Source organism: Pseudomonas sp. FBCC-B1565, assembly GCF_059133265.1.
In genome coordinates this window covers 6,114,586-6,135,691 of sequence record NZ_CP101438.1, presented here as the reverse complement: position 1 = coordinate 6,135,691, position 21,106 = coordinate 6,114,586, and the positions used below count along the sequence as shown (strand labels likewise).

General features: G+C 61.2%; 12 protein-coding genes and 2 pseudogenes. 6 read left to right on the top strand and 8 right to left on the bottom strand.

Annotated features, from left to right (window positions below):
- The first annotated feature begins 158 nt into the window (after window positions 1-158).
- Window positions 159-929, top strand: a complete 771-nt coding sequence (locus NL123_RS28295; protein WP_248485798.1) for a ParA family protein — start codon at window positions 159-161, stop codon at window positions 927-929.
- Window positions 930-1,057: 128 nt separating this feature from the next.
- Here NL123_RS28295 and trxC read toward each other — a convergent pair whose 3' ends face one another.
- From trxC to NL123_RS28265, 6 genes and pseudogenes are all read right to left on the bottom strand, one after another.
- Window positions 1,058-1,492: a thioredoxin TrxC gene (gene trxC, locus NL123_RS28290; RefSeq protein ID WP_494356792.1), complete on the bottom strand. Its 435-nt coding sequence runs from the start codon at window positions 1,490-1,492 to the stop codon at window positions 1,058-1,060.
- Window positions 1,493-1,710: 218 nt separating this feature from the next.
- Window positions 1,711-3,174, bottom strand: coding sequence for a protein adenylyltransferase SelO (gene selO, locus NL123_RS28285; protein ID WP_494356791.1), 1,464 nt, complete (start codon window positions 3,172-3,174; stop codon window positions 1,711-1,713).
- Between the two features lie 48 nt (window positions 3,175-3,222).
- On the bottom strand, window positions 3,223-6,561 hold the full coding sequence (gene mscK / locus NL123_RS28280) for a mechanosensitive channel MscK (RefSeq protein WP_494356790.1): 3,339 nt from the start codon (window positions 6,559-6,561) through the stop codon (window positions 3,223-3,225).
- A gap of 50 nt (window positions 6,562-6,611) precedes the next feature.
- Window positions 6,612-8,354 (bottom strand): potassium/proton antiporter, encoded by a 1,743-nt coding sequence (locus NL123_RS28275; protein ID WP_058423526.1) that lies wholly within the window; start codon window positions 8,352-8,354, stop codon window positions 6,612-6,614.
- A 235-nt stretch (window positions 8,355-8,589) separates the two neighbouring features.
- Window positions 8,590-9,189 (bottom strand): annotated as a pseudogene (locus tag NL123_RS28270) (methyl-accepting chemotaxis protein); the annotation flags it as partial.
- 303 nt (window positions 9,190-9,492) lie between these two features.
- Window positions 9,493-10,149, bottom strand: a pseudogene (locus tag NL123_RS28265) (MCP four helix bundle domain-containing protein); the annotation flags it as partial.
- Window positions 10,150-10,492: 343 nt separating this feature from the next.
- Between NL123_RS28265 and NL123_RS28260 the strand changes: the two are divergent.
- Both NL123_RS28260 and NL123_RS28255 read left to right on the top strand, forming a co-directional pair.
- Window positions 10,493-10,723 (top strand): hypothetical protein, encoded by a 231-nt coding sequence (locus NL123_RS28260; protein WP_494356789.1) that lies wholly within the window; start codon window positions 10,493-10,495, stop codon window positions 10,721-10,723.
- Window positions 10,720-11,013, top strand: coding sequence for a cell division protein ZapA (locus NL123_RS28255; RefSeq protein ID WP_071492333.1), 294 nt, complete (start codon window positions 10,720-10,722; stop codon window positions 11,011-11,013). Before NL123_RS28260 ends, NL123_RS28255 begins: the two co-directional genes overlap by 4 nt.
- On the opposite strand, the gene NL123_RS28250 is transcribed toward NL123_RS28255, so the two are convergent.
- Window positions 11,010-12,812 carry an acyl-CoA dehydrogenase gene (locus NL123_RS28250; RefSeq protein ID WP_494356788.1) on the bottom strand — a complete coding sequence of 601 codons (1,803 nt, stop codon included), beginning with the start codon at window positions 12,810-12,812 and terminating at the stop codon, window positions 11,010-11,012. The two genes, NL123_RS28255 and NL123_RS28250, sit on opposite strands and share 4 nt — an antisense overlap.
- A gap of 204 nt (window positions 12,813-13,016) precedes the next feature.
- Window positions 13,017-16,970 carry a trifunctional transcriptional regulator/proline dehydrogenase/L-glutamate gamma-semialdehyde dehydrogenase gene (gene putA, locus NL123_RS28245; protein ID WP_494356787.1) on the bottom strand — a complete coding sequence of 1,318 codons (3,954 nt, stop codon included), beginning with the start codon at window positions 16,968-16,970 and terminating at the stop codon, window positions 13,017-13,019.
- A gap of 81 nt (window positions 16,971-17,051) precedes the next feature.
- On the opposite strand from putA, the gene NL123_RS28240 reads away from it, so the two are divergent.
- The 3 genes from NL123_RS28240 (at window position 17,052) to NL123_RS28230 (ending at window position 21,094) form a co-directional block, all read left to right on the top strand.
- The gene (locus NL123_RS28240) at window positions 17,052-17,441 is read left to right on the top strand and encodes a hypothetical protein (RefSeq protein WP_248485806.1); all 390 of its coding nucleotides are present in this window, start codon (window positions 17,052-17,054) and stop codon (window positions 17,439-17,441) included.
- Entirely contained in the window at window positions 17,431-18,915 is a 1,485-nt protein-coding gene (gene putP / locus NL123_RS28235) for a sodium/proline symporter PutP (RefSeq protein WP_058423520.1), read from the top strand. The genes NL123_RS28240 and putP overlap by 11 nt, the downstream gene beginning before the upstream one ends.
- A gap of 205 nt (window positions 18,916-19,120) precedes the next feature.
- Window positions 19,121-21,094 (top strand): type VI secretion system Vgr family protein, encoded by a 1,974-nt coding sequence (locus NL123_RS28230; RefSeq protein ID WP_494356786.1) that lies wholly within the window; start codon window positions 19,121-19,123, stop codon window positions 21,092-21,094.
- The last annotated feature ends 12 nt before the right edge of the window (window positions 21,095-21,106 follow it).

Here is a 21,106-nt window from a genome sequence, read left to right as displayed (position 1 = left end):
GGCTGGATTGTCGGACCGTTCTTTTTAATCTGTGGGCTGTGTATGACAGTCATCGCGCCAATGGCATGGTGATGCAGCAGTGCATGGATGAACGAGGTAGCTAACAGGCGCTTTTGCCCTCTACACTCGGACATTCATTGATACACGGAGGTTTTTCCATGCGGCGTGTGGTGTTCAATCAAAAAGGCGGCGTTGGCAAGTCCAGCATCGCCTGCAACCTGGCGGCAGTCAGCGCCAGCGAAGGTTATCGAACCCTGTTGGTGGACCTCGATGCGCAAGCCAACTCAACCCAATACCTCACTGGGTTGACCGGCGACGATATACCCATGGGCATTGCCGAATTCTTCAAGCAAACCCTGTCTTCCGGGCCGTTTTCGAAGAAAAACCGGGTGGATATCTACGAGACGCCCTTCGACAACCTGCATGTGATCACCGCAACCGCAGAACTGGCGGACCTGCAGCCCAAGCTCGAAGCCAAGCACAAGATCAACAAGCTGCGAAAGCTGCTGGATGAGCTGAGCGAAGATTACGACCGGATTTACCTGGATACGCCACCAGCACTGAATTTTTATGCGGTTTCGGCGCTGATTGCCGCTGATCGCGTGTTGATCCCCTTCGATTGCGACAGCTTCTCGCGCCAGGCGTTGTATGGCCTGCTGGCTGAAATCGAAGAGCTGAAGGAAGACCACAACGAAGGGTTGGAAGTGGAAGGCATCGTGGTCAACCAGTTCCAGGCCCGGGCGAGCCTGCCGCAGCAGATGCTGGATGAGCTGATTGCAGAAGGCTTGCCGGTATTGCCGGTGTACCTGGCCAGTTCCGTGCGCATGCGCGAGTCGCACCAGGAGAGCAAGCCGCTGATCCACCTGGACCCACGGCACAAGCTGACGCAGCAGTTTGTAGAGTTGCATAACCTGCTGGAAAACGCGTAACGAAGATTCAATGTGGGAGGAGGCTTGCCCCCGATGACGGAGAGCAGGTCGACACCTATGTGACTGATACACCGCTATCGGGGGCAAGCCCCCTCCCACATTGGCCGGCGACGCTCTTGAAATTTAGGTTAGATGCCTTGGCTACGTAACCAGCTCATCAACTGCGGCAACGCAAACGCCCCGCTCTGGCGCGCCACTTCGCGGCCGTTCTTGAACAGAATCAAACTGGGAATCGAGCGAATCCCCAACTGTGCCGACAACTGCTGATTGGCCTCGCTGTCCAGCTTGGCCAACCGACACTTGCCCGCCAACTGCCCAGCCGCCTGTTCGAACACCGGTGCAAACGATTTACACGGCCCACACCAGTCGGCCCATACATCCACCAGCAACGGCAGGTCGCCTTTGATCTGGCTGGCGTAGTCGCCTTGTTTCAGCTCAAACGGCTTGTTCAACAAAACCGGCTGCTTGCAGCGCCCGCACTTTGGCGCATCACCCAGGCGTTCACCGGGGATGCGGTTGAGGCCGTTGCAGTGAGGGCAGGGTATGACGAGGGGTTCGGACATTGAGGGCTCCTAGAATGTGGTCGATGGATCCTACTTGGAGCCAGGGCCGGTATTTATCAAGACAGCAGCATCATTGTGGCGAGCGGGCTTGCCCCGCGTTGGGCTGCGTCGCAGCCCCCAAGATGGTTGCGCGATTTCGGGTGACTAATCAGGGCCGCTTCGCGCCCCAACGCGGGGCAAGGCCGCTCGCCACAATGGAGGGCATCGTTCTTACGATCTTAGGAAGAACAACTAATCTCCAAATGCTCCCCCCAATCCGGCGGCCGCTGTGCGTACTGCTCCATCCCCGCCTGCTCCTCAAACGGCCTGGAAAGCACTTCATGCAGCCGTCGCACCTCGCTGTAATCCCCAGATTCGGCGGCAACGATGGCGTTCTGCGCCAGGTAGTTGCGCAAGATATACAGCGGGTTCACCGCATGCATCCGCGCTCGGCGCTGTTCTTCGCTGTATTCCCCATCCCGCTCAACGCGCGCCTTGTACTGCTCGGCCCAGGCATCAAACCCGGCCAGGTCGACAAAGTCATCGCGCAACCGTGCCACGGCCAACGCCGCCGACTCATCCCCCAGGCGGCGGAAGAACAGCGTGTAATCCACGCCGCTGTTCTGCATCAGCTTCAACAACCGCTCGACCAGCTGCTGGTCATCGTCTTCGGCGGTGGTCAGCCCCAGGCGGCGGCGCATCAGGTCCAGGTAGTTCGCCTGGTACAGCGGCAGATACAGCCCCAGTGCTTCCTTCAACGCATCGACGCTGATAAACGGTGTCAGCGCCTGCGCCAATGCACTCAAGTTCCACTGCCCGATCGGCACCTGATTACTGAAGGAATAGCGCCCTTCGTGGTCCGAGTGGTTGCAGATGAAGTGCGCGTCAAAGTCGTCCAGGAACGCAAACGGCCCGAAGTCGAAGGTGATGCCCAGGATCGACATGTTGTCGGTGTTCATCACCCCATGGCAGAAGCCGTAAGCCTGCCATTTGGCGATCAGCTCGGCATTGCGCTCGACGATTTGGCGGAACATCGCCAGGTACGGCTCGGGCTGTTCGCGGCACTCGGGGTAGTGCAGGTTCAATACGTGCTCGGCCAGTTGCGCCTGCTGCTCGGGCTTCTTGGTGTAGTAGAAATACTCGAAATGCCCGAAGCGGATATGGCTGGGCGCCATGCGCAACACCATCGCGCCGCGTTCCTGTTTTTCGCGCCACACCGGGGTGTCGGAACCGATTACGCACAGCGCGCGGCTGCTGGGGATGCCCAGCGCGTGCAATGCTTCGGACGCCAGAAACTCGCGGATCGACGAGCGCAATACGGCGCGACCATCGCCCATGCGTGAGTAGGGCGTCATTCCTGCGCCCTTGAGGTGCAGGTCCCAGTGCTCGCCCGCTTCGTTGTACACCTCGCCCAGCAACAAGCCACGGCCGTCACCCAGTTGCGGGGTGTAGCCGCCGAACTGATGTCCCGAATAGACCATCGCCCGCGGTTCCGCCTCGGCCCATAATTTGTGGCCGCCAAACAATTCGGCAAATACCGGCGTTTCGGCCACGGCGGGGTCCAGGTCAAGCAGGGCCATGGCGGCCTCGCTCGCCACGACCAGGCGCGGTGCGTCGAGGGGCTCGGGCAATACGTGGGTTGAGAACGCGTCGCCCAGGCGTGCGAAGCGGTTGTCGAAGGTCAGTTCGTCGAGGGCTTTCACCGGCCATCTCCAGCAGAATGTCCGAGCATTCTGCTGGGGATGGCGCGGTTAGTCGAGTTTGCTCGGCGGTGGTTCCTGCACGCCGCCGTCGTTGGCGGGCTTGGCCGGGGTGTCGACTTCCACCAGTTTGTATTCCTGGCCGTGGAGGTTCTTGAGATAGACCTCCATCTGGCGGAACGAGATGTTGATGTGCTCTTTCTTGAACTCGCGATTGATAAAGCGGTTCACTTCGTCGATCACCGGGTTGCGGTCGCCCAGGTCGCGCACGTGCATGCGCAGCTCGTGGTCGAGGGTGCTTTCGCCGAAGTTGAGGAAGTACACGTGAGGCTCCGGCTCCTTGAGCACCCGTGGGTTGTCGCGGGCGGCCTTGAGCAGCAATTCCTTCACGCGATCCAGGTCGGAGCCGTAGTCCACGCCCAGTTTCAACGTGACACGGGTGATGGTGTCCGTCAGCGACCAGTTGATCAGTTGCCCGGTAATGAAGGTCTTGTTCGGGACAATGATGTCCTTGCGGTCAAAGTCGGTGATCGTCGTGGCGCGGATGCGGATCTTGCTCACCGTGCCCGACAGGTTGCCGATGGTGATGGTGTCTCCGATGCGCACCGGGCGTTCGAACAGGATCATGATGCCGGAGATGAAGTTGGCGAAGATCTCCTGCATACCAAAGCCCAAGCCCACCGACAGCGCCGCCACCAGCCATTGCAACTTGTCCCAGCTCACGCCGAGGGTCGACAGGGTGGAGACGAAACCGACGCCGGCAATCACGTAGGACAACAGCGTAGTGGTCGCGTAGGCGCTGCCCTGGGCCAGGTCCAGTTTGGACAGCACCAATACTTCGAGCAAACCCGGCAAGTTGCGCGCGAGCGCGAAGGTAATGCCGATGATGATCAGCGCGCCGAGCAAGTCGCCGATGCTGATGGGCACCATGCTGATATTTGCACCGGTGCCGCTGGTGTATTCGTACAGCGTGACGTTATCCAGGTAGGAAAATACCGAGATCAGGTCCGACCACACCCAATACAGCGCGGCGATAAAGCCGCCGAGCAAGGCCAGGCGTATCAGGCGCATGGATTGTTCGTTGACCTGCTCGATGTCCAGGGTCGGCTCTTCGATCACCGCTTCGCCGTCACCGGCTTCCTTGGCGGCCTGGCGTTTGGCCAGGGCGCGCGCATAGGCCAGGCGCCGGGCGGCGACGCCCAGGCCACGGACGAAGGTGGCTTCGATCACCAGCCAGAACATCAGCAGGTACAGGGTGTTGATCAGTCGGTCGCTGAGCTTGAGTGCGGTGTAGTAGTAGCCGAAGCACACAGCGATGAACAGCGCGATGGGCAACGCAGTGAACAGCAGGCCCACGGCTTTGCGGAACAGCGAGGCTTTTTCATGGGTCGGGCTGTGCAACAGCAGGCGGCCCAGCAGCCAGGCCATCAGCGCGTAGCAGGTCAGCACCACGCCGATGCCCAACACATCGTCAGCCAACGCCGCCGGTTGGTGCTCGGCAATTGCCACCACGGCCACCAGGGCCAGTACCACCAGCCCGAGTTTGCGCACCCAGCCTTGCAGGAATTCGACCTGGGGTTTTTCCCAGCGGAAGTGCAGTTCAGCCACGCCACCCGGCGCCAGGATGCGATAGGCGGTGTAGAACACCAGCCAGGCCTGGGCGATCTGCAGCAGGGCCGAACCGAGGTTGGCGTTTTGCCCACGGGCGTCGATTTGCAGCGCGTAGCCGCACAGCGCCAGGCCGAGGAACACCGGCATTGCCAGCAGGATGTTGATCAGGATGGCCTGGGGCGTGTGCCACTGGCTGTCGCGCTTGAAGTGGCCGATGTCCAGGTGCACCTTGCTCAAGCGTTGATACAGATTTTTACGCCGCCACAGCAACGCGCCGATCAACAGCAGCAACGGCAGGAACAGCAACGGGCGCTGGGTCAGGCCGTCATACAGCTCGCTGACGCTGGAGGCCCAGGGCAGGGTGGCAACTTGCTTGCTCAGGTGCGCGGGAACGGTTTCCAGCCATTCGGTATCCAGCGGCTTGTTGCTGGGAATCCAGAACATCTGCTCATCCAGCGTGGCCCGCAGGGTGGTGGCGGTGCTGAGCAGTTGTTTCTGGTTCAGTTGCAGGGTGATGGATTCGTTGAGCAGCGCGCTCAGCTCACGGCTCAGGCGCTCCAACAGGTCGCTGCGGGTGATCGCCAGTTCCAGCAGGGTGCGGCGCAGTTGCGGGGTGACGTCTTCCGGCGCCTGGTTGGCCAGCAGGTTATCCACATAGGCGCTGGGCGAGCTGATCAGCTCGCGCTGTTGGTTGACCTCGAACTGGTACAGGCGAATGTTGGCGATGTCGTCCGCCAGGTCGCGGTCCACGGTGAGGCGCGGCAGGGCCTGCTTTTGCTTGTAGAGGATCTTCGACAGCAGCAGGCTGCCCTTGAGCACGTTGATCTGCTCGTCCAGGGCCGAGTCGCTCTGGGTCACGGTGTCCAGTTGCTGCTTGGTCTGCAGGTTTTTCTGGGTCAGGTCGTTGAGGCGGTCGGTACTTTTGAGCAGGTAGTCGGACAGCTTCAGGTTCGCCGCGCTTTCCGTGGCCAGCAGGCTGCTGCCACCGGCCTTTTGCGCTTCGATGGACTGCTGGGTCACGGTCTGCTGGGACTGGGCCAGGCGTTTCTGGTTGATCAGGGTTTGCAGGTCCTGGATCTCTTGTTCCAGGCGCGCGGTCTTTTCCATCACCAGATCGTGCTGGCTGTTGCCCAGGTCTTGCAGTTGGCTGTTGCCGGCCAGTTCCTGGCGGCGCAGGGGGATCAGCGCATTGAGCGCCGCGAGTTCAGCGTTGAGCTGGTTACGCTGGTCGGCGCTGAGGGTCTTGCCGTTGTCTTTGCCGGCCTTGAGCGTCGAATTGATCTGCAGGATGCGCGTCTGGCTGTTGCTGATTTCGGTCTGGGCGCGCTCAGGACGGGTCTGGGCGGCGATGGACAGGCTGTTGGCGTCCGCCAGTTCCTTTTGCAGGTCGCCTTGCTGGGTGCTGCGCTGCACCAGCAATTGCTCAAGCTGCGGCACCGGCAGGCTGGCGTAGCGCTGGGCGACCGGGATGACTTTGGTGGCCTTGAGCCGGGCCAGTTCGCGCTGGTTGTCGGCGGTCTCGCGCGGGGCGTCTTCCAGTTGGCGCTTGAGGTCGACTAGGCGCTGTTCGTAATCCTGCTTGTTGCCCAGGTATGTCAGGGTCTGCTGCAGGATGGTCTGCAAGGCCTTCATGTCGGCGTCGGGCAGCTTGCGGTCGGGCAGCTTGTCCAGGGTTTGCTGGATGGACTCGGCGCTGGGCGGGTCGGCGGCGTGGACGACGCTGACACACAGGGTCAGGCTCAGCAGGGCAGTGGCGAGAAGAGTGCGCAAGGTTGGCATAGAGACCGGTCGTGCAAGGTGAAGAATCGGGGGCGTCGTCGCCCCGCAGTTTAGAGGAAGAGTCCGGGGCCCGGGCGACTTCCTTCGGGGAATCTGACGCCCACTTTGCCGATCTTGTTCCCGTCCATGACCGCGACAGTCCAGATGGTGTTGTTCCACTCCACCTGGTCGCCGACGATGGGCGCGCCCCCGACTTTCTGGGTGATGAAGCTGCTCAGCGGCATGTCCGGGTCGATACCCTCCAGCTTCAGGCCGTACAGGGCCGACACTGCGCCCAATTGGGCGTCGCCTTCCAGCACGAAGTCGCCGAAGAAGCGCAAATCCAGACCGCGTTGCGGCGCCTGGCTGAACAGTTTGCCTAGGGCCGGCAGGTTGTGTTCGTGGCCGATCACGCAGAGTAAATCGCCGACTTCCAGCACGGTACTACCCGACGGATGGAGCAGTTGCTGGCCACGGAACAGCGCGGCAATCCGCGTGCCTTCGGGCATTTTCAGCTCGCGCAGGGCGGCGCCGATGCACCATTTTTCCGCGCCCAGGCGGTAGACGAACAGCTCCCACTCGCTGGTGACGTGCACTTCCAGGGCTGCGCGGGAAATCGGCGCCGGGTCCGGCGGGACGGTGACCTTGAGCAGCTTGGCCACCCACGGCAGGCTCGTGCCCTGCACCAGCAGCGACACCAGCACGATAAAGAACGCCAGGTTGAAATACAGCTGCGCATGGGGCAAGCCGGCCATCAGCGGGAACACCGCCAGAATGATCGGTACCGCGCCGCGCAAGCCCACCCAGGCGATAAAGGCTTTTTCGCGGCCATGGAACGCTTTGAAGGGCAGCAGGCCGACCATCACCGACAACGGTCGCGCAAACAGGATCATCCACAGCGCCAGGCCCAGGGCCGGCAGGGCAATCGGCAACAAGTCATGGGGCGTGACCAGCAGGCCCAGCACCAGGAACATGCCGATCTGCGCCAGCCAGGCCATGCCATCGAGCATATGCAGAATGCCATGACGGCTGCGCACCGGGCGGTTGCCGATCACCAGGCCGCACAGGTACACGGCGAGGAAGCCACTGCCGTGCAGGGCGTTGGTCACGGCGAACACGAACAGGCCGCCGGCGATCACCAGGATCGGGTACAGGCCGGTGGCCAGGTTGATGCGGTTGACCATCTGCAGCATCAACCAGCCGCCGCCCAGGCCGACGATGCCGCCGATGCCGAATTCGCGCACCAGGTGAGTCAGCAGGCTCCAGTGCAGGCCGGTCTGGCCGCTGGCGAGCATGTCGATCAGGGTGACGGTGAGGAATACCGCCATCGGGTCGTTGCTGCCGGATTCGATTTCCAGGCTGGCGGTGACCCGTTCGTTCAGGCCTTTGCCGCCGAGCAGCGAGAACACCGCTGCGGCGTCCGTGGAGCCGACAATCGCGCCAATCAGCAGGCCTTGGATGATATTGAGATCAAACAGCCAGGCCGCCGCCATGCCGGTGAGGCCGGTGGTAATCAACACCCCCACCGTGGCCAGCGACAACGCCGGCCAGAGTGCCACGCGGAAACTCGCCACCCGTGTGCGCAAACCGCCATCGAGCAGGATTACGGCCAAGGCGAGGTTGCCCACCAGGTAGGCGGTTGGGTAGTTATCGAAGATGATGCCGCCGCCATCGACGCCGGCGACCATGCCCACGGCCAGGATGATCACCAGGATCGGGATCCCCAGGCGGGACGAAAGAGAACTCACCAGAATGCTCGCACTTACCAGCAACGCGCCGATCAGGAACAGGCTGTTGATGGTCGTCGCATTCAAAGGCAGTACTCCATGGGCAAACAAGACGGGGCGCAAACTGACCATGCAGTCTGCGTGCCAGCGATTCTAACCTGTTGAATTGCTGCGCTGTCAAAAAGCTTTTAAAGACAGGCGTAGATCTAAATGTGGGAGGGGGCTTGCCCCCGATGGCGGCCTGTCAGCCAACTTATCTGTAGCTGAACCATCGCAATCGGGGGCAAGCCCCCTCCTACATTATTTGAATCAGGTGTGTCAGTTAGAGGCGGAAGCGGCCGACCATGCCGTTCAAGTCCACCGCCAGGCGCGACAACTCATTACTCGCCGCACTCGTCTGGCTGGCGCCGGTGGCCGACTGCACCGACAAATCACGGATGTTCACCAGGTTGCGGTCCACTTCCCGCGCCACTTGCGCCTGCTCTTCCGCCGCGCTGGCGATCACCAGGTTGCGCTCGTTGATCTCCACAATCGCGGTATTGATGGTATCCAGCGACATTCCGGCGCCTTTGGCGATGTTCAGCGTCGATTCGGCGCGTTCGGTGCTGTTGCGCATCGAATCCACCGCGTGCTCGGTGCCGGCCTGGATACTGCCGATCATCCGCTCGATTTCGCTGGTCGACTGTTGGGTGCGATGGGCCAATGCCCGCACTTCATCGGCCACTACAGCAAAACCGCGACCGGCCTCACCGGCGCGCGCCGCTTCAATCGCCGCGTTCAGCGCCAGCAGGTTGGTCTGGTCAGCCAGGCCACGGATCACGTCGAGCACCTTGCCGATATCGCGGGACTCATTGGCCAGGTCGCCAATCAGGGTCGCGGTGGCTTGCACGTCACCGCTCATGCGTTCGATGGCGCTGACGGTTTCCTGTACCAGGTCACGGCCATCACCGGCGGAAGTGGTGGCGTTGCGCGACGCTTCGGAGGTGCTCACCGCATTGCGGGCCACTTCTTCGACGGCGCTGGTCATCTCATTCACCGCCGTGGCGGCTTGTTCGATTTCGTTGTTTTGCTGGGTCAGGCCACGGGCGCTTTCGTCGGTGACCGCGTTCAACTCTTCGGCGGCCGAGGCCAACTGGGTGGCGGAGCCGGCGATGCGTTGCAGGGTGTCACGCAGTTTGTCCTGCATCTTGGCCATGGCCGCCAGCAGGCGCCCGGCTTCGTCGTTGCCGTCGACCTTGATCGGGCGGGTCAGGTTGCCTTCGGCCACTTCTTCCGCGGCTTCCAACGCCTGGGAAATGGGTAGGGTGATGCTGCGGGTCAGCAGCCAGGCGAACAACAGGGTCAGCAGGGTGGCGACCGCCAACAGGCTTACCACCAAGTTGAAGGCCATGTTGTATTGGTCCTCGGCTTCCTTATTGGTCTCCAGGGCCATCTTGTTGTTGAGGTCCAGCAGGCGCGTGAGCACGGCGTTGACCTGTTCGGAGTTGCTCAGCAGTTCGGTGTTGAGCAGGCTGCGCAATTCTTCCACCTGGTTGGCCCGCGACAGGCTCTTCATGCGCTCTTCAATCTGGTGGTACTGGCCGAGCAGGCGAACGTATTCGTCGTAGGTCGAGCGTTCTTCAGGGCTTTCGATGAGTTTTTCGTAGATGCCCTGGGCGGTGCGGATCTGCTGGTTGCGCAGTTCGAAGGCTTCCAGGGTCTTTTGCTGCACGTCCGGCTCGCGGTTGGTCAGCAGGCGGTACGACAGCACCCGCAGCCGCAGGGTCAGTTGGGTGAACTCATCCAGGGCGCGAATGCTCGGCACGCTGGACAGGGTGATGTCTTCGGTGGCGCCGCGGATCTTGCTCATCTGGTTCAGCGCGAACACACCGAGAAACAACATCAGCGCACCAATAAACGCGAAGCCGAGGAAGGCCCTAGGAGCGATATTCATATTACGAAGCGACATGCGGGAATCCTGGGGGAGAGCGCGATCCATGCGGCCATGAAACGGAGTGTCCCTCTCTATCGGTCGTACGACTAAAGTCTAAAGGGCGCTGTGCGTTTTTGTCGCACCTGACGAGGGGTTTGCTCGATTCAGGAACCAGATCGGGTAAATGCAGTCACTAAGGCTCGAAAGTGCGGCCCGGCCCTTAAAAATCGGGCTGCGCGCCGGGGATAACCCTGGCATCCGAGGTGAATTTTCTTTATCGTCACCGCCCTTTGAAAAAGCCCGAGAAATCAAAATGTTAGAAGCATCCCTCAGCCAATTGGAACAACTGGTCAGTGACCTCGTACAGCAGAATCAGGACCTGCTGGGCAGCAACGAATCCCTCAAGGCCGAACTGGCCCGCGCCAAGGATGATAACGACAGCCTGCAACTGAACCTGATGGAACAGGAAGAGAAGCACGGTGCCACTGCCGCGCGTATCCAGGCGCTGGTTGAGCGTGTGAGTGCAGGGCCTGTCAGCGCATGAGTGAAGGGATAAAGGTCGTTTCGATTCTCGGAGAGGATTACTCGATCAAGGCCCCGCCTGGGGAAGATAAAACCCTGATGCACGCCGTGACCCTGCTCAAGGCCTCCCTGGCCACCACCAAGAAAAAGTACCCGACCCTGATCGGTGACAAATTACTGGTGCTGGCGGCTCTGAACCTGTGCGCCGAGCAGATCGAAATGCAGCAGGCTCACCAGCAGGAACTCGACCGTTACCAAGAGCAAGTCAGCGCCACGGTCGATGTGATTTCCAAGGCGATCGGAACGCCTTAGAACCACTCATCCTGCATCCCGAGGCACGTATCATCGCGTGCCTCCAGAATCGCCAGTTCATGATGGCAGCCCGGTACTTCCCAGGTCAGGAAGTACCGGGCGGCCTGGAGCTTGCCTTTATAGAAGGCCACATCGGCCGCGTTGCCCTTGGCCAAGCCTTCTTCGGCACGAATGGCCTGTTCCAGCCAACGCCAGCCAATCACCGTATGCCCGAACACCTTCAAGTACAGCGCCGAATTCGCCAGGCTGCTGTTGACCTTGCCCTGGGCGAGATCCGTCAGCAGGCCGATGGTCACGCTTTGCAGGCGGTTTACCAACTGCTCCAACGGTTCCCTTAGCGCAGTGAGGCTTGGGTATTGCTGCGCACGGGCGCCGGTTTCGGCGATCAGCCGGATGAGTTGCTTCAAGCCCGCGCCGCCATTCTGTGCCAGCTTGCGTCCGAGCAAATCCAGGGACTGAATGCCATGGGTGCCTTCATGGATCGGGTTCAGGCGGTTATCGCGGTAGTACTGCTCCACCGGGTATTCACGGGTGTAGCCGTGGCCGCCGAGAATCTGGATCGCCAGTTCGTTGGCCTTGAGGCAGAACTCCGACGGCCAGGATTTGACGATGGGGGTCAGCAGGTCCAGCAGTTCGTGGGCCTGTTTGCGCGCGTCTTCGGTTTCCAGGGTGGTGGTGTCGTCGAACAGGCGTGCGGCGTAGAGGCCCAGGTCGAAGGCGCCTTCCACGTAGGACTTTTGCGTCAGCAGCATGCGCTTGATGTCGGCGTGCTGGATGATCGAGACCGGTGCAGTCGTGGGATCCTTGCTGTCCGGCAGGCGACCTTGAGGGCGCTCGCGGGCGTACTCCAGGGAATAGAGGTAACCGGCGTAACCGAGCATCACCGCCCCCATGCCGACGCCAATACGCGCCTCGTTCATCATCTGGAACATGCAACTCAATCCCTGGTGCGGTTTGCCCACCAGATAGCCGACACAGTTGCCGTTATCGCCGAAATTCAACGCCGTGGAGGTGGTACCGCGCCAGCCCATCTTGTGGAACAGCCCGGCAAGCAACACATCGTTGCGCTCGCCCAGGCTGCCATCGTCGTTGACCAGGAACTTGGGCACGATAAACAGCGAAATGCCCTTCACTCCCGCGGGCGCGTCCGGCAGCTTGGCCAGCACCATGTGCACGATGTTTTCTGACAGCGGGTGGTCGCCGCCGGAGATGAAGATTTTGTTGCCCTTGAGTCGATAGGTACCGTCAGCCGCTGGCTCTGCGCGGGTACGAATATCCGACAGCGATGAGCCGGCGTGGGGTTCGGTGAGTGCCATGGTGCCGAAGAAACGGCCATCGATCATCGGTTGCAAAAAGCGTTGCTTCTGATCGTCGGTGCCAAAGCTTTCGATCAGGTTGGCGGCACCCATGGTCAGGAACGGGTAGGAGGTGGACGCCGCGTTCGCCGATTGGAAGTGCGCGAAACAGGCTTGTGAAAGCAGTGTGGGCAGTTGCATGCCACCGGCGTCGAAATTGCGTGCGGCGTTGAGGAAGCCCGCTTCGAGGAACGCATCCACCGCTGGTTTGACCTCCGGAATCAAGATGGCCTTGCCGTCTTCGTAGCGCGGTTCGTTCTCGTCGTTCTTGCGGTTGTGGGGGGCGAAGTATTTTTCCGCAATGCTGCGGGCGGTGCTGATGGCCGCATCGAAGGTTTCGCGATTGTGCTCGGCAAACCGCTCGCGCTGGGTCAGGCCCTCGGCATCGAGGACTTCATACAGCTCGAAAGCCAGATTACGGGAACTGAGCAGCGTCTCGGACATGGCGGATTACCTATGGAGGAGTTTGCCTGAGTCTAAGTGCGCGAATAGAGGCTGGATAGCAAGATTGATTTGGGTGATGCACAGGCAAATGTGGGAGGGGGCTTGACCCCGGTGGCGATGTGTCAGTCACCAAGTGCATTGGCCGATCCACCGCTATCGGGAGCAAGCCCCCTCCCACATTTTTTACCGCATTTCGTCAGGCAGTTAGCCGATGGTCATCAGGCTGGCGTTACCGCCCGCCGCAGCAGTGTTAACACTCAACGCCCGTTCGATCACCAACCGCTCCAGCGCAATCGCCGTCTCGCCCTGCGACAAACCATGCACCCCGACAATCGCGCCACCACGCTGCGCCACTTGCTGGCACACCGCACGCAACTGGTCGGAATCGCCGTGGTGCAGAACTGCGTCGAATACCACTTCGTCCTTGGTCCAGTCAGCCACGCGCTTGATCTTCGCCTGAATCTCCTTCGGCAGGCGTGGGAACAAGGCCTTGGTCTGGTCGGTTTCCGGCCATACCGCCGAACCACCTACGGCCAGCACTGCCGCCAGTTGCGTCAACAGATCAGCTTCCACGTCCGCCAGGCACAGTACGTGCTCGCGGGGCAGGATGGCGTAGCTGTTGCGCTCGCCGGTCGGGCCGGCCAGTTGGCGGGTGATACCGCTTTGCGATTGCGCGGCGAACTGGCGGCACAAGGCGCTCAGGTCGCTGGACTGATTGCTGTCGGCCCAGGTTTTGAGGGCGGTCAGCGGTTGGCTCATGGCATCGCGCAAACGAACATCCGGTGCGGCCAGTGCGTCGCCGCGTACGAAGGATTGCTCGATGGCATCCGTAGGACGGGTCGACAGCAGGCGGTACAGGTACAGCGGGCCGCCGGCTTTCGGGCCAGTGCCCGACAGGCCTTCGCCGCCGAACGGTTGCACGCCAACCACGGCGCCGACGATGTTGCGGTTCACATAGACGTTACCGGCATGGACGTTGTCGATCACCTTGGCGATGGTCTCGTCGATGCGGGTGTGCACGCCCAGGGTCAGGCCATAGCCGGAAGCGTTGATCTGGCCGATGAGCTGGTCGATCTCTTTGCGCTTGTAGCGCACCACGTGCAGCACCGGACCAAAGATCTCGCGTTGCAGTTCGTCGAAGCTTTCCAGCTCGATCAGGGTTGGCATCACGAAGGTGCCGCGCTTGATCTCTTCACCATCGGCAATCGCCACCTGGTACACATTGCGGCCTTTGTCGCGCATGGCCTGGATGTGTTTCTCGATGCCGGCCTTGGCTTCGGCGTCGATCACCGGGCCGATATCCACCGACAGACGCTCCGGGTTGCCCAGGCGGCATTCCGCCATGGCCCCCTTGAGCATTTCGATCACGCGGTCTGCCGAATCTTCCTGCAGGCACAGTACACGCAGGGCCGAGCAACGCTGGCCGGCGCTGTCGAAGGCCGACGAAACCACGTCGATCACGACTTGTTCGGTCAGTGCCGAGGAGTCGACGATCATCGCGTTCTGGCCGCCGGTTTCGGCGATCAGCGGGATCGGACGGCCCTGGGCATCCAGGCGTCCGGCGACGTTGCGTTGCAGCAGGCGCGCCACTTCGGTGGAGCCGGTGAACATCACGCCTTTGACGCGATCATCACCCACCAGGCGGGCACCGACGGTTTCACCCTGGCCTGGCAGCAGTTGCAGCACGCCTTGCGGAATGCCGGCTTCCAGCAAGATGCGCACAGCTTGTGCAGCGACCAGCGGGGTTTGCTCGGCGGGCTTGGCCAGCACCGGGTTACCAGCGGCGAGCGCGGCGGCGACCTGACCGCTGAAAATCGCCAACGGGAAGTTCCACGGGCTGATGCAGACCACCGGGCCCAGTGGACGGTGGGCGTCATTGGTGAAGTCGTTGCGTGCCTGCACCGCGTAGTAGCGCAGGAAGTCCACGGCTTCACGCACTTCGGCGATGGCGTTGGCGAAGGTCTTGCCGGCCTCGCGGGCCAGCAGGCCCATCAGTGGCTGGATCTCGCCTTCCATCAGGTCGGCGGCGCGCTCCAGGATGGCGGCGCGCTCGGCGGGCGGGGTGGCCTGCCAGATCGGACCGGCACTGATGGCGCATTGGATCGCGTTGTCGACGTCTTCGACAGTGGCTTCTTGCACATGACCGACTACATCACGCAGGTCGGACGGGTTCAGCACCGGCGCCGCCGCTTGCTCGCTTGAGGCGCAACCGAGCATTGGCGCGGCTTTCCAGTTGTTGTGAGCGGTGGCCAGCAGCGCGCAGGACAGCGATGCCAGGCGATGTTCGTTGGCCAGGTCGATACCGGCCGAGTTGGCGCGGTCGCTGCCGTACAGGTCGCGCGGCAATGGAATACGCGGGTGCGGCAGGCCGAAGCCGCCTTCCAGCGTGGCCATTTGCTCGATGCTGGCCACTGGATCGGCCACCAGCTCCTGGATCGAGATGGATTGGTCGGCGATGCGGTTGACGAACGAGGTGTTCGCGCCGTTTTCCAGCAGGCGACGGACCAGGTAGGCCAGCAGCGTTTCATGGGTGCCGACCGGTGCATACACACGGCACGGGCGGTTCAGCTTGCCATCGGCAACCTTGCCCACCACCTGCTCGTACAGCGGTTCACCCATGCCGTGCAGGCACTGGAACTCGTACTGGCCGGGGTAATAGTTCTGACCGGCGATATGGTAGATGGCCGACAGTGTGTGGGCGTTGTGCGTGGCGAACTGCGGGTAGATGACTTCCGGCACCGACAGCAGTTTGCGTGCGCAGGCAATGTAGGAAACGTCGGTGTACACCTTGCGGGTGTACACCGGGTAGCCTTCCAGGCCTTCGACCTGGGCGCGCTTGATTTCGCTGTCCCAGTACGCGCCTTTTACCAGGCGGATCATCAGGCGGTGGCGGCTGCGGCGCGCCAGGTCGATGACGTAGTCGATCACATACGGGCAACGCTTCTGGTAGGCCTGGATCACGAAACCGATGCCGTTCCAGCCGGTCAGTTGTGGCTCGAAGCACAGGCGCTCGAGCAGGTCCAGGGACAGCTCCAGGCGGTCGGCTTCTTCGGCGTCGATGTTCAAACCGATGTCGTATTGCTTGGCCAGCAGGGTCAGGGACAGCAGGCGCGGGTACAGCTCGTCCATCACGCGCTCATACTGCGCACGGCTGTAGCGCGGGTGCAGCGCCGACAGCTTGATGGAAATGCCCGGGCCTTCATAAATCCCACGGCCGTGGGAGGCTTTGCCGATGGAGTGAATGGCTTGTTCGTACGAGGCCAGGTACTTCTGCGCATCGTGTTCAGTCAGCGCGGCTTCACCGAGCATGTCGTAGGAATAGCGGAAGCCCTTGGCTTCGAACTTGCTCGCGTTGGCCAGGGCCTCGGCGATGGTTTCACCGGTGACGAACTGCTCGCCCATCAGGCGCATGGCCATGTCGACGCCCTTGCGGATCATCGGCTCGCCGCTCTTGCCGATGATGCGGCTCAGGGACGAGGTGAGGCCGGCTTCGTTGTGGGTGGCGACCAGTTTGCCGGTCAGCAGCAGGCCCCAGGTGGCGGCGTTGACGAACAGCGACGGGCTGTTGCCCAAGTGCGGCTGCCAGTTGCCGGTGCTGATCTTGTCGCGGATCAGTGCGTCGCGGGTGCCTTTGTCCGGGATGCGCAGCAGCGCTTCGGCCAGGCACATCAGCGCCACGCCTTCCTGGGACGACAGGGAAAACTCTTGCAGCAGGCCCTGAACAATCCCGGCACGGCCACCGGCACTCTTCTGGTTACGCAGTTTTTCGGCAATCGAGGCAGCCAGCTTGTTGGTGGCTTCGGCCATCGGCGCCGGCAGGCGGGCCTGTTCGATCAGCATCGGCACCACTTCCGGCTCGGGGCGACGGTAAGCAGCAGTGATCGACGCGCGCAGCACGGATTGCGGCAGGATGCTTTCGGCGAATTCAAGGAAGCACTGGTGGGCGTGGTCGGTCTGGACCTCGCCAGCGTCGTCAGCGTCCTTGCTGCTCAAACCATTGAGTTCGGTCAGGGTTGCACCACCCTCCAGCTTCTCCAGGTAATTGAAAATTGCCTGCTTGATCAGCCAGTGCGGCGTGCGATCAATGGAGGTCGCGGCGGCCTTGAGGCGCTCGCGGGTTGGGTCGTCAAGTTTGACCCCAAGGGTGGTCGTAGCCATTTTCTTATCCTCATGGGTGCCACTACCGAGTGGCATCAGCTGGCGGCAAGATTAGCTTTGCGCATGCAGAGGTGCAACCGGGTGCAACCCATTTTCTTCATGATTTTTTCGATCGTGGTCGGGAAAAAATTCGGCCTTCGACGGAATCCGCTTCGCCTTGGTGCATTTGCTTCTGAGATCGGCTGTTCTTGCTCCGAAAAGGAGCAAAAACCGGGTGTTTTGCGCATTTCACATCAAGGTGCAACTTATTCTCGCGAAACTGGTTGCACCTTATTTGCTTTGTTGAATAGCATTCGCGCCCAAGGTGCAACCACCTCTGAGGTTCGGTTCATCGGCTGGCGGCTTTCCTGGGGAAACGTCAGTCATAAATGCGCGGCACGCAGCTACGTCTACCTACTTCCAGTGGGTGGTCGTCTGACAGACCGCCGCTACATAAAAACAAAGCCAGGGCGTCACTCTTATGAGCGTTAGTAATCCAACCCTGATCACGTTCGTGATCTACATCGCAGCAATGGTGCTGATCGGCTTCATGGCCTATCGCTCCACCAACAACCTTTCCGATTACATCCTGGGCGGTCGCAGCCTCGGTAGCGTGGTGACTGCCTTGTCGGCTGGCGCTTCCGACATGAGCGGCTGGTTGCTGATGGGCCTGCCGGGCGCGATCTACATGTCCGGCCTGTCGGAAAGCTGGATCGCCATCGGCCTGATCGTCGGCGCCTACCTCAACTGGCTGTTCGTCGCCGGTCGCCTGCGGGTCCAGACCGAGCACAACGGTGACGCCCTGACCCTGCCGGATTACTTCTCCAGCCGTTTCGAAGATAAAAGCGGCCTGCTGCGGATCATCTCCGCCGTGGTGATCCTGGTGTTCTTCACCATTTACTGCGCTTCTGGCATCGTCGCCGGCGCCCGTCTGTTCGAAAGCACCTTCGGCATGTCCTACGAGACCGCCCTGTGGGCCGGTGCTGCGGCGACCATTGCCTACACCTTCGTCGGTGGTTTCCTGGCCGTGAGCTGGACCGACACCGTACAAGCCACCCTGATGATTTTCGCGCTGATCCTCACGCCGATCATCGTGCTGCTGGCCACCGGTGGCGTCGACACCACCTTCCTGGCGATCGAAGCCAAGAACCCTGACAACTTCAACATGCTGAAGAACACCAGCTTCATCGGCATCATCTCGCTGATGGGCTGGGGCCTGGGTTACTTCGGCCAGCCGCATATCCTGGCGCGTTTCATGGCGGCGGACTCGGTGAAGTCGATTGCCAAGGCGCGTCGTATCTCCATGACCTGGATGATCCTGTGCCTGGGCGGCACCGTGGCGGTGGGTTTCTTCGGTATCGCCTACTTCTCGGCACACCCGGAAGTGGCCGGTCCCGTGACCGAAAACCACGAGCGTGTATTCATCGAGCTGGCCAAGTTGCTGTTCAACCCATGGATTGCTGGTGTACTGCTGTCGGCTATCCTGGCCGCCGTGATGAGTACCCTGAGCTGCCAGTTGCTGGTGTGCTCCAGCGCCCTGACCGAAGACTTCTACAAAACCTTCCTGCGCAAGACCGCCTCCCAGGTTGAGCTGGTGTGGGTCGGTCGTGCCATGGTGTTGCTGGTGGCACTGGTCGCTATCGGCCTGGCCGCCAACCCGAACAACCGCGTACTGGGCCTGGTGAGCTACGCCTGGGCCGGTTTCGGCGCTGCGTTCGGTCCTGTGGTGCTGATCTCGGTGATCTGGAAAGGCATGACCCGTAACGGCGCACTGGCCGGTATCCTGGTTGGCGCGATCACCGTGATCGTGTGGAAACACTTCGAGCTGCTGGGCCTGTACGAAATCATCCCAGGCTTCATCTTCGCCAGCCTCGCGATCTACTTCGTGAGCAAGCTGGGCGCACCGACTGCCGGTATGGTCGAGCGCTTTGATGCGGCGGAAAAAGACTACAACCTCAACAAGTAATTCGCCGGGCGTTAAGCGCCTGATGAGTTGAAAGAAAGGCCCGCTTCCTACGGATAGCGGGCCTTTTTTTGCGTGTGCTTTACGCAGACCCAGAGAGGATTCGTACGCGTTCTTGTAGGGTTTTACTGATTTGTCCGGCGCGTGTTCGGATGACGGCAGCCGTGATGCAGAATCGGCCACCTTACCCCTCGCAGAGAAACACCGGATGTTCGCTCCTGCCAATCAAAGTGCCTTTACCCTGTCCCTCGATGGGGCGCCCAGTGAATTCAAGGTCCATGGATTCATGGGGAGTGAGTTCATCAGCCTGCCTTTTCGCTTTGACCTGGAGTTGGTCAGCGAGCAACCCGACCTCGACCTTGAGAGCTTGATGCACCGTCAGGCGTTCCTGGGGTTTGACGCGAATGGTCATGGCATTCATGGCCTGGTGTACCGGGTGGCCCAAGGCGATTCGGGCAGGCGCCTTACGCGCTATCAGATCACCCTGGTGCCGCAGCTGGCTTATTTGGAGCACAGCACTCATCAGCGGATCTTCCAGAAAAAAACAGTGCCCCAGATCATTGCGCAGGTATTGGAAGCCCAGGCCATCAAGGCTGATGCCTTCGCGTTTCATCTGAGCGGCAAGTATCCCGAGTGTGAGTATTGTGTTCAGTTTGGCGAAACCGACCTGGAATTCATTCAGCGCTTGTGTGCCGAATGGGGCATTCATTATCACTTCCAGCACAGCTCCGAGCGCCACCTGTTGGTGTTTGGCGACGATCAGAGCGTGTTTGCGCGGCCGGAGCACACCACGCCGTATTCACCCGGCTCCGGGATGGTTGCCGATGGGCCTGCGATCAAGCGCTTTATGCTGCGGCTGAAGACCCGCACCAGTGATGTGAACCTGCGGGACTACGACTTCAAAAAGCCCAACCTGACGTTGGAAAGCGCAGTCTCCAGCCAGCAGCAACCCACGCTGAACGACCAGCGTTACCCAGGGCACTTCGTGGATCGTGAGCGTGGCAAGTACCTGGCGCAACGCGTGTTGGAACGTCATCGCAGCGATTACCGCCAGGCCAGCGGCCATAGCGACCAACCGGCGTTGGTCACCGGACAGTTCCTGAAGATGGCTGGGCACCCTCGTCAGGAGTGGAATGACTTATGGCTGGTCACCCAGTTGCAACATGTTGGGCGGCAACCTCAGGTGTTTGAGGAATCTACCCCTGAAGGGTATGGCGATGAATCCTCTCAAGGCTACCGCAATGAATTTGTCGTAACGCCTTGGGACGTGCTGTTTCGAACACCGCTCTTGATGGCGCGGCCGCCCATGTCGGGTTACCAGAACGCAGTGGTGACGGGCCCCGCCGACAGTGAAATCCATTGCGACGAATACGGCCGGGTCAAGGTGCAATTCGCCTGGGACCGCGCCGGTGAACGCAACGATCAGTCCAGTTGCTGGCTGAGGGTTGCCAGCGGTTGGGCCCATGATCGTTATGGTTCGGTACTGATCCCGCGGGTCGGCATGGAAGTCCTGGTGGGCTTCGTCAATGGCGACCCGGATATGCCGCTGGTGATGGGTTGCCTGCCCAATGCGGCAACACAGGTGCCCCTCGATTTGCCAGCGGACAAAACCCGCAGCATCTTGCGCAGCCAGAGCAGCCCCGGGGGTGGTGGCTATAACGAGCTGCGCATCGAGGATCGCAAGGGCGCCGAGGAAATCTACCTGCGCGCCCAGCGGGACTGGACGCAGCATGTGCTGCATGACCATCGGGTGACGGTGGACGGCGAATCGCACCATGAAGTACAGGGCGAAGAGCAGCGGATAAACCATGGCAGCCGCCTGACCGAGCTCAAGCAGGACGACCATCTGGTGGTGGGCGGTTCGCAGCAGGTGCGGGCCGGGCAGACCATCCAGATAAGCGCAGGACAAAGCATCGTCATCGATGCGGGCGCGACCGTCACGATTCAGGCGGGTGGGCAGTCGATCACCCTGTCTGCCGGCGGCATTTTCAGCAGCGTACCGATCCAGCCTGGCGGTGGGCCCGCTGCTGTAGCCGCGCCGTTGATGCCGGGAGTGAAGGCAAAACTGTTGGCAGTGATCCCCGCTCCGCTTTCTCGCGTGCAGGTTGCCAGCCTGAAACGCAGCGCACCGTTTTGCCAAGAGTGCGAGCGTTGCAGGAGCGGCCAGTGCGACCTCACCTGACTTCCATCTAGA

What these genes read in the sequence shown, in the direction of transcription:
- mscK (WP_494356790.1), bottom strand. Translation starts at nt 6,561, where the DNA reads ATGCCAACCTTGCGCACTCTTCTCGCCACTGCCCTGCTGAGCCTGACC.
- NL123_RS28250 (WP_494356788.1), bottom strand. Translation starts at nt 12,812, where the DNA reads ATGTCCGAGACGCTGCTCAGTTCCCGTAATCTGGCTTTCGAGCTGTAT.
- NL123_RS28295 (WP_248485798.1), top strand. Translation starts at nt 159, where the DNA reads ATGCGGCGTGTGGTGTTCAATCAAAAAGGCGGCGTTGGCAAGTCCAGC.
- putP (WP_058423520.1), top strand. Translation starts at nt 17,431, where the DNA reads ATGAGCGTTAGTAATCCAACCCTGATCACGTTCGTGATCTACATCGCA.
- NL123_RS28230 (WP_494356786.1), top strand. Translation starts at nt 19,121, where the DNA reads ATGTTCGCTCCTGCCAATCAAAGTGCCTTTACCCTGTCCCTCGATGGG.
- putA (WP_494356787.1), bottom strand. Translation starts at nt 16,970, where the DNA reads ATGGCTACGACCACCCTTGGGGTCAAACTTGACGACCCAACCCGCGAG.
- NL123_RS28255 (WP_071492333.1), top strand. Translation starts at nt 10,720, where the DNA reads ATGAGTGAAGGGATAAAGGTCGTTTCGATTCTCGGAGAGGATTACTCG.
- trxC (WP_494356792.1), bottom strand. Translation starts at nt 1,492, where the DNA reads ATGTCCGAACCCCTCGTCATACCCTGCCCTCACTGCAACGGCCTCAAC.
- NL123_RS28260 (WP_494356789.1), top strand. Translation starts at nt 10,493, where the DNA reads ATGTTAGAAGCATCCCTCAGCCAATTGGAACAACTGGTCAGTGACCTC.